The organism is Pseudarthrobacter naphthalenicus (assembly GCF_029076445.1).
Lineage (GTDB): Bacteria > Actinomycetota > Actinomycetes > Actinomycetales > Micrococcaceae > Arthrobacter > Arthrobacter naphthalenicus.
Map to the genome: position 1 here is coordinate 88,451 of NZ_JARESG010000006.1, position 15,894 is coordinate 104,344.

Here is a 15,894-nt window from a genome sequence, read left to right on the forward strand (position 1 = left end):
CCCCGGCTAACGCCAGGGGGTTTGGTCCACCCGGCGGGGATTTCTGCGCGGAAGGCCGGCCGCTGCGAGCTTCTGTCCCAGGAGGTCCGGCTTCTTGACGGATTTCCAGTCCCAGCGGGCCACCGTATAGCCCAGGGCACGAAGCCTGTCCTCGCGCTTCTTTTCGGCCAGCACGGTTTCGCGAGCCGTGCGGTCCCCAAGGAGGTCGTCGTCGAGATACTTTGCGTCGCCGTCGAACTCGCCAATCACACCGAACTCAGGCCAGAAGAAGTCCGTGCGCCCAATGAATCCTTGGCTGTCGTAAAAGGCCTGTTGGAGTACCGGGGCCGGGAAGCCTAAGACATGGATGAGCGCGCGGCTCCGGGATTCTCCGGCGCTTTCTGCAGCTTCGTCGGCAAATGCCAGTACTTCAAGGACACGACGGCGCTTAGCAGCCGACGCGAAAAAGCCGGATGCCTCCTCAATCTGGTTCCGGGTGAGCCGTTCGCCTTCAGCGCAGCGGCCTCCGAGCACGTGGTCAGCCACCGCTGTTGCCTCGGGAAGCTCCATCCGAACGATGCAGTCAAGGACGGTCTGCACTAAGGAAGTGACACCGAAACCTCTGTGCCGCACCACGCTTGCCTGCCAGTGATGACGGGAGACCCCGTACCCTCTTGCTGCTTCGAGCCCGGAGGAGCCCGTCTTCGGATCCTGCGCGGCCGTTGTGGTGGGGGGATGCTTTCCGGCCTTGTGCGGCGATGGTGTGAGCAAATGGACGTGGTCGGGAACCCGCGGGCTCGGCAGGTGCCAGATCCGCAGAGCGGTCAGGTAGCAGAAGGTGGCCGACGGGTCGGTGGCGGCCACAGCGGCCACCGTGACGGAATAGCGTTCCCAGGCCTTGAGGGAGAGCCACGCGGGCTTGTTGTAGTAGGCGCCCGCCCTGACACGGACCAGCTCCCCCTTGCTGTAGGCCCGGCTTAAGCTGCGGCTGCTTCCGGTAAGGGCACGCCTGCGACTGGCCAGGATAAGGGCAGGGGGAGGGGAGTTCATGGTTCCATACTTTGCCGCCTGCCGGGGCGCCGCCAGCCACGTATGCCCGGATGTGGATAACTCCGGCAATTCCCCCGGGAACGGTCTTTTCCCCTCGGTGGCCCGCGGGGATTTGACCGTTCAGCGGGGAACGGTGGGCCAAGAAACGCCACGGCCCCGTGAGTATTAACCACGTGTTCACCGGGGGCTGTGGCCTGCGTCCTAGCCGGTTTCGGGGGTGTCTGGTCTACTTGATGGATGACTATTTTGACTGAATCCACAGTCGCTGGCATCGATGACCAGCGGAACGCAACCGACAACAAGTTCATGGTGGCCCTGGACGTGGACGGCACCCTGGTGGACCATGATGGCCACATGTCCGCCCCGGTCCGTGAAGCAGCCCAGGCCGTCGTGGCTGCCGGCCACGACGTGCTGATTGCCACCGGGCGGTCCCTGACCGCCACCCTGCCCATCATCGAGCAGATCGGCATCAGCACCGGTTACGCCGTCTGCTGCAATGGTGGCGTGACTTTGCGGCTGGATCCGGAGCTGGCCGACGGCTACGAAATCATCCACAAGTCCACGTTCGATCCGGCCCCCGCTCTGCGCGCCCTCAGCGACCGCCTGCCCACTGCTAAGTACGCGCTGGAAGACGAGGATGGGAACTTCCTCGCCACCGAGCGCTTCCATGACGCCAGCTTCGGCGTTGAATCGGTCCCCGTGGACTTCCGTACGCTGCTGGAAGCCACTGCCGTCCGCCTGGTGGTGTTCAGCACCGAGAACACGCCGGAGGAGTTCTCCGAAACCATCCAGCAGATCGGCCTGGCCGGCGTCACCTACTCTGTCGGCTGGACCGCGTGGCTGGACATTGCCGCCGCCGGCGTCACCAAGGCCAGTGCGCTGGAAAGACTCCGCGGCCATTTGGGGACTGAGCCGCACCTTACCGTGGCGATTGGCGACGGCCGGAACGACATTGAAATGCTGGGCTGGGCCGGTCGCGGGGTGGCCATGGGACAGGCGCCGGACGAGGTCATTGCGGCCGCTGACGAGGTCACAGCTTCAGTGTTCGACGACGGCGCCGCCCACGTGCTGCTCAGCCTCCTTCGGTAGGAGGTACTTTTCCCGGGGCAGCCTGCGGTCAGCGCACCTCGAGGATGAGTGACAGGAGCCGGGCGGCCGCCGGCCGGGCGGCGTGTTCTTCGGTCCACTGAGCCCTGGCGACGGCCTTGCTGACGGCCTGCGTGGTGATCCCCAGTTCCTGGGCCACGGCTTTTTGCTGCCCGCGGACCCCGGGAGTCATCAGGTCAAGGACCCGCCACTCCGCCCCGGAACGGTCCCGGACGATGTGGCCGAGCAGCCTCAGGACCGATTCGGCTTCATGGGCAACGTCGGCGAGCGGACCCTCCACGGCCACCGGGATGCGTTCCTTGGCGTTGCGAAGCCTGTCCACGGCGCGGCGGGCGTAGACGAGGCCATGGCCGGACGCGTCCTTGATCTGGTTGGGCAGCGGTTCGTTGACCGGTCCCACGCCCAGGCCGACATACCAGGAGCCACAGCGCAGTGCGATCAGTGCAGCTTCCACCGCCTGATGCGGTGACTCCACGATGCCCTGGACTTCATCTTCCACCGAACGGTCAAAATCAAGGCGCGCAGGAATATGCCGCAGGTCCTTCAGCAGCTGAGGAACGCGGTCGCCGTCGCGCCGGCTATCGGTTTGGTTGATGGTCAACGTGAACATGTGAAAAACAGACTACCCGCAGGTAGCATGCCGAGGGCAAGTGAACGCAGGGTCCCGCAGCAGGTCAGGGTGGGCCCGGGGTTGTGCAGCCGCGCCGAAAATGTTGCGATGGAGGGACGGCCGCTCCGGGCGGCGCGCAGCGACGTGAGGACGGTCATGACTGGCAGCCCGCAAGACGACTTGATGCAGGACGAATTCACGCAGGGCGACGTGACGCCGGACGACCTGGAGACTGTGGACCGCTGGTGGCGTGCCGCGAATTATCTCTCTGTGGGGCAGATCTATCTCCGGTCCAATCCGCTGCTCCGGGAACCCCTTGCCGCGGGCCACACCAAGTCCCGGTTGCTGGGGCACTGGGGAACCACGCCGGGGCTGAATTTCGTGTACGCGCACCTGAACCGCGTCATTCGCAGGGACTCCCGGGAGATGCTGTTCGTGGCCGGGCCAGGCCACGGCGGGCCGGCCGTGGTGGCCAACGCCTGGCTTGAGGGGACCTACTCCGAAATTTATGGTGCTGTGGGGCAGGACGAGGCAGGCCTCGCGGAGCTCTTCCGCCAGTTCTCCTACCCCGGCGGCATCCCCAGCCACGCCGCGCCGGAAACCCCCGGGTCCATCAGCGAGGGCGGCGAACTGGGGTATGCCCTGGCCCACGCCTACGGGTCTGTCTTCGACAATCCCCGGCTGATCACCGCCGTCGTGATTGGCGACGGGGAAGCGGAAACCGGACCGCTCGCGGCAAGCTGGCACTCGCACAATTTCCTGGATCCCGTCCACGACGGGGCCGTGCTGCCCATCCTGCACCTGAATGGCTACAAGATCGCCAATCCCACCATTCTGGCCCGCATGCCGGAGGGACAGCTGGAACAGCTGCTCCGCGGCTACGGCCACGAGCCGTACTTCGTCACGGTGGCGGATCCCGGCAACACCGGCCAGGCGCACCAGGACTTTGCCGCTGTCCTGGACCGCTGCCTCGCGGACATCGAGGCCATTCAGGACGCCCACCGGCGGGATGCATCCGCGAACGAGCCCGGGGAGGGCGGGCACCGCTGGCCGATGATCGTCCTGCGCTCACCCAAGGGGTGGACCGGGCCGAGGACGGTGGACGGGAAACAGGTTGAAGGCACGTGGCGGGCGCACCAGGTCCCGCTGTCCGAAGTCCGCACCAACGGCGGACACCTGAAGCAGCTGGAGGAGTGGCTGCAGTCCTACCGGCCGGAGGAACTGTTCGACGCCGACGGGAGACTCCGGCCCGACGTCGCCACGAATGCGCCGTCCGGGAACCTCCGGATGAGCGCCACCCCGCACGCGAACGGCGGACTGCTGCGCAAAGCGCTGAAGCTGCCCGCCTACTCGGCCCACGCCGTCGGGGTCGCCCGGCCGGGCACCGAACGCATCAGCCCGATGATTAGGCTCGGCTCGTGGATGCGCGACGTCATCTCGCTGAATATGGAGACCTTCCGCCTCTTTGGACCGGATGAGACGGCGTCCAACCGGCTCCAGGATGTCTACGAGGTGACGGACAAGGTCTGGCAGTACCGGATTGACGACGTCGATGAGCACCTCGCGCGGTCCGGCCGGGTTCTGGAGGTGCTGAGCGAGCATCTCTGCCAGGGCTGGCTGGAGGGGTATCTCCTGACCGGCAGGCACGGCGTGTTCAGCTGCTATGAGGCCTTCATCCACATCGTGGATTCGATGTTCAACCAGCACGCCAAATGGCTCAAGGTTCACCGGAAGCTTTCGTGGCGCCAGCCTGTTCCTTCGCTGAACTACCTCCTCTCCTCGCATGTGTGGCAGCAGGACCACAACGGGTTTTCACACCAGGACCCCGGGTTCATCGATCATGCGGTAAACAAAAAAGCCGAGGTCATCCGCGTTTACCTGCCGCCGGATGTGAACACCCTGCTCTCGGTCATGGAGCACTGCCTCGCATCGACGGATTACGTGAACATCGTGGTCAGTGGCAAACAGCCGTCACCCACGTGGCTGGGTCCGGCGGACGCTGCGGACCACTGCCGGCGGGGGCTGGGCATCTGGGAGTTTGCAGGGTCCGAGGTTCCGGGGGAGGAACCGGACGTTGTGCTCGGCTGCGCCGGCGACGTGCCAACTGTCGAGACCGTGGCCGCAGCGGAACTGTTGAAGAAAGGCGCCCCCGGACTGAAGGTCCGCGTGGTCAACGTGGTGGACCTGATGCGGCTCCAGGACGCGAGCGAGCACCCGCACGGCCTGAGCTCGCGCGACTTTGACGGAATCTTCACCCCGGACAAGCCCGTCATTTTCGCGTACCACGGCTACCCGGCGCTGATTCACCGGCTGGCGTACCGCCGCACCAACCAGGAGGGCCTGCACGTTCGGGGCTATAACGAAGAGGGCACCACCACCACGCCTTTCGATATGGCCATGCTTAACGGCATCGACCGCTTCCAGCTGGCCATCGACGCGATCGACCGGGTGCCGGGCATGGCGGAGAAGCATTCGTTGCTGCGCCAGCGCCTCCAGGACCGCAGGATGCAGGCGCGGGAGCACACCAGGACCGAAGGCGAGGACCTGGAAGATATCCGCACCTGGACTTTGAACGCCTGACTCCAAGCAACGCGGGGTCACTTTACGACCGATTATCAGGGTTTTCGGACCAGGAGTGACCCCGCGTTGCTCCTGCGGGACCCGGGGCCGGGGCCGCGAGTCCGGTAAGCGCACCGGACGGGACATGAATCCAGCCTTCGGTCAGAGCCGCTGCCGCGTGGGAAACCGGCGGACGGAGGGTCTGGCCTACGGCAACGGCACGGGCCGTCAACGAGGCCATGACCGCATCGAAGAGGTCATCGGAGGCGGCCAGCCTGTCCTCGTTACCGGCAAGGTCCAGCCATGGTGCCGCCTCGCACAGGTCTGCCAGGAGCGCACCAAGACGATCCGCCTCGGGCGCGCCCCGGCCCTTGTATCCACGGGCCAGGAGACCCCAGACCTTCAGGGAAGCGGCGGGATAGACCTCCGCCAGCCGGCCCGAGCCGTCCCTGGCCTGCGGCCCGTGCCCGGCTGCGATCTTGGCCTGCAGCACGGCGCACCGCATGGCCGGATGGGCGAGCCGGTCGGCGGAGACGCTGAGCGGGATCAGCCCGGTGTGCGCGGTGACGAAGCGGTCCGTGTCCCGGTAGGCCAGCAGCCGGCGCCCCTCGATGCCGTCGTGCCCCAGGACCGGAGGCCCATCAAAGTTCAGGTGTCCGGCGAGGAACGGCAGGAATGCGTCCGGCCAGCCAACGGGGCAGTCGATGCCCGTCATTGAACCGGCCCCGAACAGTTCCACGATTTCCCGGTCGCCCACGTCGAGGGCAAGGTACTCCAGACGGGCCGTGCCAGCGGACCAGTCCAGAACAGCGGCGGCCGTCTTTTTGGTCGACGCCGCCAGATCGACGCCGAGTGTCCTCATGCGGCGGCGTGGTATTCGAGGGCCCCGGGGATGCTGCCTGCCCTGCCGAGGCTGTCACCCCGGGCGAAGGAAGCCCACAGCCGGCGCACGTCGCGGCCTACGGCGTCGATTTCGTCCCAGCTGGCGCCTGTAAGGAGTCCTGCGGCGGCCCAGGTCTGCCGGTTCCCGAACAGCAGCGGAAGGTCAACGGTGTGGGCGGCTCGGTAGAAGTTTCCGGGCGCGCCCCAGGACAGCACATAGCTGTGGGCCTTGCCGCCGGCGCGGGCATGACGGCGCGCAAACTTCCGGGCGGCCCTGCCGTACACCGCCTCGGTAACAGCCCAGTTGATGGTCCGGACGGCGGCCGTACCCACGAGGGGGACCTTGCCCAGCCCGGCGGCGAACCGGCTCCGCGGCATGAACAGCCTGGCCTCGTCGGACGTGTGCCCGATCAGCACCTCGATGCCCGGCGCGGTGGCATTCCAGGCGTCCTCGATGTCGGCTTCCGGCGGCAGCGGAGCATGCCCGTACTGCGTGCCGAACGGCATGGCGGCAATCAGCCCGTATTTCCGGGAAACCTGGGAAACATGGTCCTCGATGGCCACCACGTCCATTGCCGGGGTGTCCTCGGTGACGGCTTCGGCGGCGATTCCCATTGCCCGGCTCATCTTGTGCCGGCCACGGGTGATGCCCAGGGGAGCGCTCTGGATGATGGCCCGCTGGAACAGTGACGGTGCTTCCGGCGTGGCCATCAGGTGGGCCACGGAGTCGCCGCCGGCTGACTGGCCGAAGGCCGTGACGCGGCGCGGATCCCCGCCGAAGGCTGCGATGTTGCGCTGCACCCAGCGGAACGCCTCCAACTGGTCCAGCAGGCCAAGGTTGGCGGGCCTGCCGGTTCCCGTGGCCAGGTATCCGAACAGGCCCAGCCGGTAGGTCACCGAGACCACGATGACGCGGTTCTCCGCCACGAGTGAGGAAGCATCAAAGATCGCCAGGTCCCCGGAGCCGGACGTATAGGAGCCGCCGTGGAGCCACACCATGACCGGGACCCGCTCGCCGTCGGCCAGCCCGGACGGGATGGTGATGGACAGGCGCTGGCAGTCCTCGCTGCCGGGAAGCTCGCCGTAGCGGGTTCCCAGGACGTCGTCGAGGAAGGGGACAGGACCCTGGGGGCAGGCGGGCGCGAGGCTGGTCGCGGCGAAGGGGGCGGTCCAGTCGGGCGCAGCCACAGGAGGCTGAAAACGGCCGGCGGTGGCGTACGGGATCCCGGTGGCGCGTAGCACCTCACCATCCCGCCAACCGGTGGTGGGCCCGCACGGGGGGTCAAAAGAGGGGGAATTAAAGGAAAGCTCGGAACTCACAGGTCAACGATTCCACAGATTAACTGTGGTGGGGCAACAGAAAATCCCCGCCGCCCGGACTTTTCCCCCTCGCATGACGCGGGGATTTGTCCGGGAGACGGGGATTTTTCGAGCAGGCCGCACCACGCGACCGGCCCAGGGGGATTAGTGCGCGGCGGGCACGTAACGCTTGATGGAAGCTTCCAGCTCGGCCTCGGCGGCGGCGCGGTCGCCCCAGCCCTCAGCCTTGACCCACTTGCCCGGCTCCAGGTCCTTGTAGCGGGTGAAGAAGTGCTCGATTTCCTTGATCAGGAATTCGCTGACGTCGCTGACTTCCTGGATGTGGTCAAAGCGGGCATCCACCGGCACGCACAGGACCTTGGCGTCGCCGCCGCCGTCGTCCGTCATGTTGAACACGCCGATGGGGCGGGACTCAACGATGACGCCCGGGTGCAGATCGAAGTCCTGCAGGAGCACCAGTGCGTCCAGCGGGTCGCCATCTTCGCCCAGCGTGTTCTCGAAGAATCCGTAGTGCGTGGGGTACTGCATGGAGGTGAAGAGGACGCGGTCCAGGCGGACCCGGCCGGTCTCGTGGTCAACTTCGTACTTGACTCGTGATCCCTTGGGGATCTCGATGGTCACGTCATGCTTCATGGAATGCTCCTCGGCAATTGCAGGGGGTTCGCGGCACAGGAGACGAACCAGAAAAGGAGTGTCGGTGCCGCCGACTATTATTGAGGATATAGCGAGAGGCCCAGGTTTCAGGAACTTGCGGGGAAATTTCAGGACTTGAGGACCAGCAGCAGCATGAAGGAAACATCGCCCCCTGCCGGGTCAAAAACCGCCCGTAAGGACGTTTCGCCTTCCCTGCTGGCCCGCGCCGGAACCATTGTGCGGCGGGCTTGGCCCCTTGCCGGGCTGCTGGCCCTACTGCTGGCGCTCGCTGTACCTGCTGCCCTGGTGGTTGTGCCCGGCTTCATCCCCCCGTTACCGCCGGCGGCCGCCCCCTCCGTGCCGGTCTGGCAGCAGCCCCCTGCCACCCTCTCCGCCCGGCAGGGCCTGACGCCGCTCCTGGACAGCGCGCCCGTGCCCTTGCCTTCGGCCGTCACGGCGCAGCTGGATACCCTGTTAAAGCCCGACGGCGACGGCAGCTTTACGGGGTTTGTCCAGGATGCGCTCACCGGGAATGTCCTTTATGACCGTGGCGGTTCGGAGAACCGTGTCCCCGCCTCCAACATGAAACTTTTCACCGCGGCGGCCGCCCTGCGCTCATTGGGGCCGGACCATCGCTTCAGCACCCGGGTCCTGGCTGGCACCACCGCCAACCAGGTGGTGCTCACCGGTGGAGGCGACGTGCTCCTCAACCCAGGCGGGTCTGCGCCGGACCGGGTGATGGGCCACGCCGGGCTGGGCACGCTGGCCGCCGCCACCGTGGCCGCCCTCCAAGCCCAGGGAACAACCGGGGAGCTGACGGTTCTGGTGGACGATTCGCTCTTCAGCGGGCCCGCCCTCAACCCCGCCTGGGCGGACGGGGACGTCGCCGCCGGTGAGGTGGCGCCGCTGTACCCGCTCGCACTGAACTCGGCACGCTACAACCCCGCCGTGACCACGGGCCCCCGCCCGCAGGACTCCGCGGTGACCGCTGCGGAGGCGTTCGCAGGGCAGCTCAAGGCGGCGGGCGCCGCTGCGGGACTCACGGTAGCGGCCGGCGTCGGGCGTTCCACCCCTGCCGAAGCAGGAACGGCAGGCAGTGCGGTGTTGGCAGAAGTGCAGTCCGCCACGGTTGGCGAGCAGGTGGACTTGATGCTGCAGACCTCTGATAACTACCTGGCCGAGGTGCTGGGGCGGATGGCCGCCGCAGCCACCGGACGCCCCGCGAGCAACGACGGCGCAACGGCTGCGGTCCAGGCCCAACTGGCCGAACTGGGCATCGACACCCCAACCATGAGGTTCGCTGATGTGTCCGGACTGGCTATCGGAAACCAGGTTTCAGCCCGCCAGTTGGCCGAGGTGGTGCGTGCCATCACTGACGGGACGGATCAGCGCCTGCGGGAGGCCTTGGACGGCTTCCCGGTGGCGGGACTGACCGGAACCCTGGACGCCCGCTACGAGGGTGCCGCAACGTCCCGCGGTGCCGGCCTGGTGCGCGCCAAGACCGGGACGTTGAACACGGTCATTGCGCTCAGTGGCTACGTGGTGGACGCTGACGGGCGGCTCCTGGTCTTCTCCTTCATCGGCAACGGGCTGGCCCCCGGCGCCGCCGGCAACCGCGACGCCGTGGACAGGGCCGCGGCGGCACTCGCGGCCTGCGGCTGCCGGTAAGCCAGGGGACAGCGGTCCTGCAGGCACCGGCGGGGCGTGCCCTAAAAGCGGCGCGGACCCGTATAAGCGGTCCGGCCCCGCATAAGCGGTCCGGCCCCGCCGGATCGTGGCAGTGGCCTGGGGCGTTCGCCGGTCAGCGAACTTAAGGACCATCCGGCGTCGGCTGTGATGTGATGGGGACATGGAGTCCACTGCGCGTGATTCGTCAGCACCGGCATCATCCAGCCCGGCCCAGGCCATGATCAATTGGGACCTGGCCGCATCCACTGCGTCGCGGCTGGCTTCCGCGGGGCCAACGCTCGGCACGGCGGAAATCAACGATGCCGTGGACAGCCTCCGCAGCCTGGCGGACGCGTCGGTCCCGCACGTCCACGAGATCACCGGACTCGAAGCCGCCCGCGACCTCCGGGACTCCACCGTCCTGGTGGTGGACCGCGCCAACTGGGCCAAAGCCAACACCCAGAGTTTCGCCGTGATGCTCAAGCCCGCCATGGAAAAGATGCTCGAAAGCCGGCGCGGGACCGTCAGCCCCGCCGCGGCCAGCGTCAGCGGCGCCATCACCGGAAGCCAGCTCGGCGCCGTCCTGGCATTCCTGTCGAGCAAGGTCCTGGGCCAGTACGATCCTTTCGCGGCCCTCGCCGAGGGTTCCAAGGCGCCGGCGGGCGGCCGGCTGCTGCTGGTGGCCCCCAACATCGTTTCCGTGGAGCGGGAACTGAACGTCACCCCGGAGGATTTCCGGCTCTGGGTGTGCCTCCATGAGCAGACCCACCGGGTGCAGTTCGCCGCCGCTCCCTGGCTCCGCCACCACATGCTTTCCGAGATCGACAACCTCAGCGGCCACCTGCTGGGCAACGTGGATTCCCTGATGGAACGCGCCTCAGCTGCGGCCCGCTCGCTCAAAGACCGCAGCGCCACGGGCAACACCCCCGGCCGCGGCGCCATCCTGGACCTGCTGCAGAACCCCGAGGAGAAGGCATCCCTCTCGCACCTGACGGCCGTGATGAGTCTGTTGGAGGGCCACGCCAACGTGGTGATGGACGCCGTGGACGCCAGCATTGTCCCGTCCGTCAAGACCATCCGCCAGCGCTTCACCGACCGGGGCAAGGACCGCGGCGTTTTGGAGAAGTTCATCCGCAGCCTGTTGGGCCTTGACGCCAAGATGCGCCAGTACTCCGACGGCGCCAAGTTTGTCCGGGCGGTGGTGGACGTCGCCGGGATGGAGGGGTTCAACCGGGTCTGGGAATCCGCGGACAACCTCCCCACAGAACCCGAAATCCACGAACCCAAGCTGTGGGTGGACCGGATGGGCCTCTAGGTGCCGGATTCCCCCCACCCGCCGGGTCCGCCGCACACGCCGGGTCCGCTGGCCGACGACGTCAGAGTGCCGCGCGCAAGCGGACGACGGCGGCCCGGCAGGCTCGCGCCCGTCGTCGGCAAAGCGCGCAAAATGCTTCAGAACGCCCTGGCCGAGGCCGGCTATCCGGCGCATGTGCTGGTGGCCTGCAGTGGCGGCCCGGACTCGCTGGCGCTCGCCGCCGTGGCAGCCTACTTTGGCCGCCGCGGCCACGTCGACGGGCATCCGCTGACGGTGGGCGCCGTGGTGGTGGACCATCAGCTGCAGGAAGGCTCGGCGCAGGTGGCTGCAACCACGGCCCAGGCGCTCAAGGAACTCGGGCTTGCCCCGGTTGAGGTCCGGACCGTTGATGTGGCGTCCACGGGCATGGGTCCGGAGGCGGCAGCCCGGGACGCCCGGCACACCGCCCTGGACGAAGCAGCACGCGAACAGGGCGCAGCCGCGATCCTGCTCGGACACACCTTGGACGATCAGGCTGAGCAGGTCCTCCTGGGCCTGGCCCGCGGTTCCGGCACCCGTTCGCTGGCCGGAATGCGGCCCGCCCGGGGCCTGCTGCTCCGGCCTTTCCTGGGCCTCCGGCGCGAGGACACCCTGGAGATCTGCCGCGTCGAGGAGCTGGAGCCCTGGCACGATCCCAGCAATTCCGATCCCGCCTTCGCCCGCTCCCGTACCCGGGTGGAAGTGCTCCCGCTCCTGGAGGAAAAGCTCGGACCGGGTGTGGCGGAGTCCCTTGCCCGGACGGCGTCGATCCTGCAGCTGGACGCCGATTACCTCGAGGACGTGGCGGAACGCACATACGTGGATTTGGCGCAGCGATCCGGCCAGGAAATCAGCCTTCCCGAGGCCGCCCTCGGCGAACTTTCCCCCGCCATCAGGTTCCGGGTCATCGCCAAGGCAGCGGCCGACGTCGGGGGCCAGCAACCCAGCTATCAGCGCCTTCTGGCGGCGGAAGCACTGCTGCGCCGGCAGGGTTCGGCCGGTCCCGTGGAGCTCCCCGGGGCGGTGGGCGTGTACCGGTTGTCGCTGGCTGAGCTGGACGCCGCCGGCCAGCCGCACCGCACTGCGGAGGACCCCGACGGCGGCACTTCCGTTCCCCGCGAAGCGGCGCGCTGTGGGAAGCTTGTATTCCGGCCTCAAAAACCGCCCCAAAAATAGTCGCACCCCGCATCTACACAGGAGCCATTGGTGGATTCAAACGACGTCCAGGCAGACCTCAAACACGTTCTCTACACCAAGGAACAGATCCAGCAGCGGATCACCGAGCTCGCTGCCGAAATCGACAAGGACTACGAAGGCCGTGAAATCCTCGTTGTCGGCGTTCTCAAGGGTGCCGTGATGGTCATGGCCGACCTCGCCCGCGCGCTCCACAGCCACGTCTCGATGGACTGGATGGCAGTCTCCTCCTACGGCTCAGGCACCCAGTCCTCCGGCGTGGTCCGCATCCTCAAGGACCTAGACACGGACCTGATGGGCAAGGACGTCCTGATCGTCGAAGACATCATCGACTCCGGCCTGACGCTCTCCTGGCTCAAGACCAACCTCGAATCCCGCGGCACCGCGTCCGTGGAAATCTGCACGGCCTTCCGCAAGCCGACGGCCGCCAAGGTGGAAATCGACGTCAAGTACGTCGGCTACGACATCCCCAACGAGTTCGTGGTGGGCTACGGCCTGGACTACGCAGAAAAGTACCGCAACCTGGACTTCGTGGGCACCCTCGCCCCGCACGTCTACGAGTAAACACTCTTCCGCCGGCAACAACAGCGGTGGCAACAACAGCGGTGGCAACAACACCGGCAACAACAAAGGCGGCAGGAACATCGGCATCAGGGACGTGGCCGTGGCCGCCGGCGTCTCGCCGACCACGGTTTCGCACGTCCTGAACGAAGTTCCCTCGGCCCGGATCAGCCCGGAAACCCGGGACCGGGTCAGGGCCGTGGCCGCCCGGCTGGGCTACGGGCCAAACAGTGTGGCCCGTGCGCTGCGGACCAGCCGGACCGCGTTGCTGGGACTGATCATCGAGGACGCCGGGGACAATCCTCGGGCCGGTCAGCTTATTCTCGGCGCCGACCGGGCAGCCCGCGCCCGTGGTTACCATCTGCTGGTGATCACCACGTCCACGTCGGAGACCCTCGGGGCCAGGGAGGCCGACGTCGGGTCCCTCCTAAGGCGCGGGGTGGACGGAATCCTCTATGCGCCCCGGCACCCCCGGCCCCATCAACTCCCTGACTTCGGCCCTGTTCCTGTGGTGCCGGTGGTCACCGTTGACAGCGGCAGCAGCACGCCCGTGGAAAAGCCAGATCACGTCGACGGCGCCCCGGCCGCCGTCGACCAATCAGCCGAACGGGGTGAACAGGCCGCCCGCGCTGCCCGCGCGGCCGGGATCCTCATCGACGCCATCGAGGAAGCCGCGGACGCTAACCTCCCTCCCCAACCTGGCCGGCCTAATCCCGCCGCCGGTCCACCGGAAGTGCCCGCCCAGTAGCGGGAAGCCCGCGGATCGGGGCCGCGCCGGATGCGGCTGCTACGCCCAGAGGGAACTTTTAGGCGGCATCGTGCGTGATTTACTCCGGACGGTGTATAGCTAGTAGCTGATGCAGCACCACACGCGCGTAGACCACTCGCCGTGCAGCACTACCAGGAGGGACGGGGCCAGCCCCCGAACAGATGAAAGCTAAGAGTTTCTTCAAGGGCCCGGGCATCTGGATCGTTGTTGTGATCGCCATGCTCCTCGTGGCCTTTGCAACGCTGGCTCCCGGCGGCGCAGCACGGATCGACACCGACAAGGGCCTTGGGCTCCTCGCCGCGAACGGCAAGGTTGAGCAGGCAAAGATTTTCGACGGCGAAAACCGTGTTGACCTGGTCCTTAAGGACAGCCTGAACATCGACGGTCAGGACAAGGGCAAGAGCGTCCAGTTCTTCTACGTCGATGCCCGCGCGGCCGACGTCGTCAAGGCCGTCACCGACGCCAAGCCCGCGAACGGCTACACCGACCAGCCGATCGAAAGCAACTGGTTCTCCGGCCTGCTCTCCCTGCTGATTCCTGTCATCCTCCTCGGTGCGCTCTTCTGGTTCCTGATGACCCGCATGCAGGGCGGCGGCTCGAAGATCATGCAGTTCGGCAAGTCCAAGGCCAAGATGGTCAACAAGGACATGCCCCAGGTGACCTTCAATGACGTTGCCGGAGCCGACGAGGCAGTCGAGGAACTCCAGGAAATCAAGGAGTTCCTGCAGGAGCCCGCCAAATTCCAGGCCGTGGGCGCCAAAATCCCCAAGGGCGTGCTCCTGTACGGCCCGCCCGGAACCGGTAAGACCCTTCTCGCCCGCGCCGTCGCCGGCGAGGCCGGCGTGCCGTTTTTCTCCATCTCCGGCTCCGACTTCGTGGAAATGTTCGTCGGCGTGGGCGCGTCCCGTGTCCGCGACCTTTTTGAGCAGGCCAAGGCCAACTCACCCGCCATCATCTTCGTGGACGAGATCGACGCCGTCGGCCGTCACCGCGGCGCCGGCATCGGCGGCGGCAACGACGAACGCGAGCAGACCCTCAACCAGTTGCTGGTGGAGATGGACGGCTTCGACGTCAAGACCAACGTCATCCTGATCGCGGCCACCAACCGGCCGGACGTCCTTGACCCCGCACTGCTCCGCCCCGGCCGCTTCGACCGGCAGATCACGGTTGAGGCGCCGGACCTGATCGGCCGTGACCAGATCCTGCAGGTCCACGCCAAGGGCAAGCCGATGGCGCCCGGTGTTGACCTCAAGAGCGTGGCCAAGAAGACTCCGGGCTACACCGGCGCTGACCTGGCCAACGTTCTCAACGAGGCCGCCCTGCTGACGGCCCGCTCCAACGCCAACCTCATTGACGACCGCGCCCTGGACGAGGCCATTGACCGTGTCATGGCCGGCCCGCAGAAGCGCAGCCGCGTCATGAAGGAACACGAGCGCAAAATCACCGCGTACCACGAAGGCGGCCACGCCCTGGTGGCTGCTGCCCTGCGCAACTCGGCGCCGGTCACCAAGATCACCATCCTGCCCCGCGGCCGTGCCCTGGGCTACACCATGGTGGTGCCGGATAACGACAAGTACTCCGTGACCCGCAACGAACTGCTGGACCAGATGGCCTACGCCATGGGCGGGCGCGTCGCGGAGGAGATCGTCTTCCACGACCCCTCCACCGGCGCCTCCAACGACATCGAGAAGGCCACGGCCACGGCCCGCAAGATGGTCACCGAATACGGCATGAGCGAACGGGTGGGTGCGGTGCGCCTGGGCCAGGGCGGCGGCGAGCCCTTCCTGGGCCGCGACGCCGGCCACGAGCGGAACTACTCCGACCAGATCGCCTACGTGGTGGATGAGGAAGTGCGCCGCCTGATCGATCAGGCCCATGACGAGGCGTACGCCATCCTTACCGAGAACCGCGACGTGCTGGACTTCCTGGCCCTCGAACTCCTGGAACGGGAAACCCTCAACCAGGCCGAGATCGCTGACATCTTCCGCGACATCCGCAAGCGTGACTTCCGCGAAGTCTGGCTGTCCAAGGAAACCCGGCCGGTCCAGCAGGCCGGCCCGGTGGAATCGCGGCAGGAAAAGGCGGAGCGCGAAGCCCAGGAGGAGGCCAAGAAGGCCCGCCTCGACGAACCGTTGGACGCCCAGCCCCCGCACCCGCAGGGTGTTCCGGAGGATGCTCCTTTCCAGGGCGGCATCCCCGACTCGGGTCCTGACGCCCTGCGCGGCTAAG

At 67.0% G+C, this 15,894-nt stretch carries 13 protein-coding genes; 8 read left to right on the forward strand and 5 right to left on the reverse strand.

Annotated elements, in window-relative coordinates:
- Positions 1-6 precede the first annotated feature (6 nt).
- Entirely contained in the window at positions 7-1,029 is a 1,023-nt protein-coding gene (locus PY310_RS07920) for a type IV toxin-antitoxin system AbiEi family antitoxin domain-containing protein (RefSeq protein WP_275213838.1), read from the reverse strand.
- Between the two features lie 237 nt (positions 1,030-1,266).
- On the opposite strand from PY310_RS07920, the gene PY310_RS07925 reads away from it, so the two are divergent.
- Positions 1,267-2,118: an HAD family hydrolase gene (locus PY310_RS07925; protein WP_275213839.1), complete on the forward strand. Its 852-nt coding sequence runs from the start codon at positions 1,267-1,269 to the stop codon at positions 2,116-2,118.
- Positions 2,119-2,146: 28 nt separating this feature from the next.
- On the opposite strand, the gene PY310_RS07930 is transcribed toward PY310_RS07925, so the two are convergent.
- Complete coding sequence (locus tag PY310_RS07930; RefSeq protein ID WP_275213841.1) at positions 2,147-2,746, reverse strand: hypothetical protein; 600 nt, start codon at positions 2,744-2,746, stop codon at positions 2,147-2,149.
- A 156-nt stretch (positions 2,747-2,902) separates the two neighbouring features.
- On the opposite strand from PY310_RS07930, the gene PY310_RS07935 reads away from it, so the two are divergent.
- Positions 2,903-5,326 (forward strand): phosphoketolase family protein, encoded by a 2,424-nt coding sequence (locus tag PY310_RS07935; protein ID WP_419095457.1) that lies wholly within the window; start codon positions 2,903-2,905, stop codon positions 5,324-5,326.
- A gap of 22 nt (positions 5,327-5,348) precedes the next feature.
- Here PY310_RS07935 and PY310_RS07940 read toward each other — a convergent pair whose 3' ends face one another.
- The 3 genes from PY310_RS07940 to PY310_RS07950 all read right to left on the reverse strand — a co-directional run bounded on the left by PY310_RS07940 (position 5,349) and on the right by PY310_RS07950 (position 8,140).
- The gene (locus tag PY310_RS07940; protein WP_275213842.1) at positions 5,349-6,167 is read right to left on the reverse strand and encodes a DUF429 domain-containing protein; all 819 of its coding nucleotides are present in this window, start codon (positions 6,165-6,167) and stop codon (positions 5,349-5,351) included.
- Positions 6,164-7,429, reverse strand: a complete 1,266-nt coding sequence (locus PY310_RS07945; RefSeq protein WP_419095458.1) for a carboxylesterase family protein — start codon at positions 7,427-7,429, stop codon at positions 6,164-6,166. The genes PY310_RS07940 and PY310_RS07945 overlap by 4 nt, the downstream gene beginning before the upstream one ends.
- 222 nt (positions 7,430-7,651) lie before the next feature.
- The gene (locus PY310_RS07950) at positions 7,652-8,140 is read right to left on the reverse strand and encodes an inorganic diphosphatase (protein ID WP_024818962.1); all 489 of its coding nucleotides are present in this window, start codon (positions 8,138-8,140) and stop codon (positions 7,652-7,654) included.
- 153 nt (positions 8,141-8,293) lie between these two features.
- Between PY310_RS07950 and dacB the strand changes: the two genes are divergently transcribed.
- The 6 genes from dacB to ftsH all read left to right on the forward strand — a co-directional run bounded on the left by dacB (position 8,294) and on the right by ftsH (position 15,893).
- Positions 8,294-9,808 carry a D-alanyl-D-alanine carboxypeptidase/D-alanyl-D-alanine endopeptidase gene (gene dacB / locus PY310_RS07955; RefSeq protein ID WP_275213846.1) on the forward strand — a complete coding sequence of 505 codons (1,515 nt, stop codon included), beginning with the start codon at positions 8,294-8,296 and terminating at the stop codon, positions 9,806-9,808.
- Positions 9,809-9,989: 181 nt separating this feature from the next.
- Positions 9,990-11,123: a zinc-dependent metalloprotease gene (locus PY310_RS07960; protein WP_275213847.1), complete on the forward strand. Its 1,134-nt coding sequence runs from the start codon at positions 9,990-9,992 to the stop codon at positions 11,121-11,123.
- Positions 11,124-11,255: 132 nt separating this feature from the next.
- Positions 11,256-12,317 (forward strand): tRNA lysidine(34) synthetase TilS, encoded by a 1,062-nt coding sequence (tilS, locus tag PY310_RS07965; protein ID WP_275213848.1) that lies wholly within the window; start codon positions 11,256-11,258, stop codon positions 12,315-12,317.
- Between the two features lie 30 nt (positions 12,318-12,347).
- Positions 12,348-12,899, forward strand: coding sequence for a hypoxanthine phosphoribosyltransferase (hpt, locus tag PY310_RS07970; protein WP_255769214.1), 552 nt, complete (start codon positions 12,348-12,350; stop codon positions 12,897-12,899).
- Positions 12,900-12,993: 94 nt separating this feature from the next.
- Entirely contained in the window at positions 12,994-13,644 is a 651-nt protein-coding gene (locus PY310_RS07975; protein ID WP_342755737.1) for a LacI family DNA-binding transcriptional regulator, read from the forward strand.
- Between the two features lie 182 nt (positions 13,645-13,826).
- Positions 13,827-15,893: an ATP-dependent zinc metalloprotease FtsH gene (ftsH, locus tag PY310_RS07980; protein ID WP_275213851.1), complete on the forward strand. Its 2,067-nt coding sequence runs from the start codon at positions 13,827-13,829 to the stop codon at positions 15,891-15,893.
- Position 15,894: the final 1 nt, after the last annotated feature.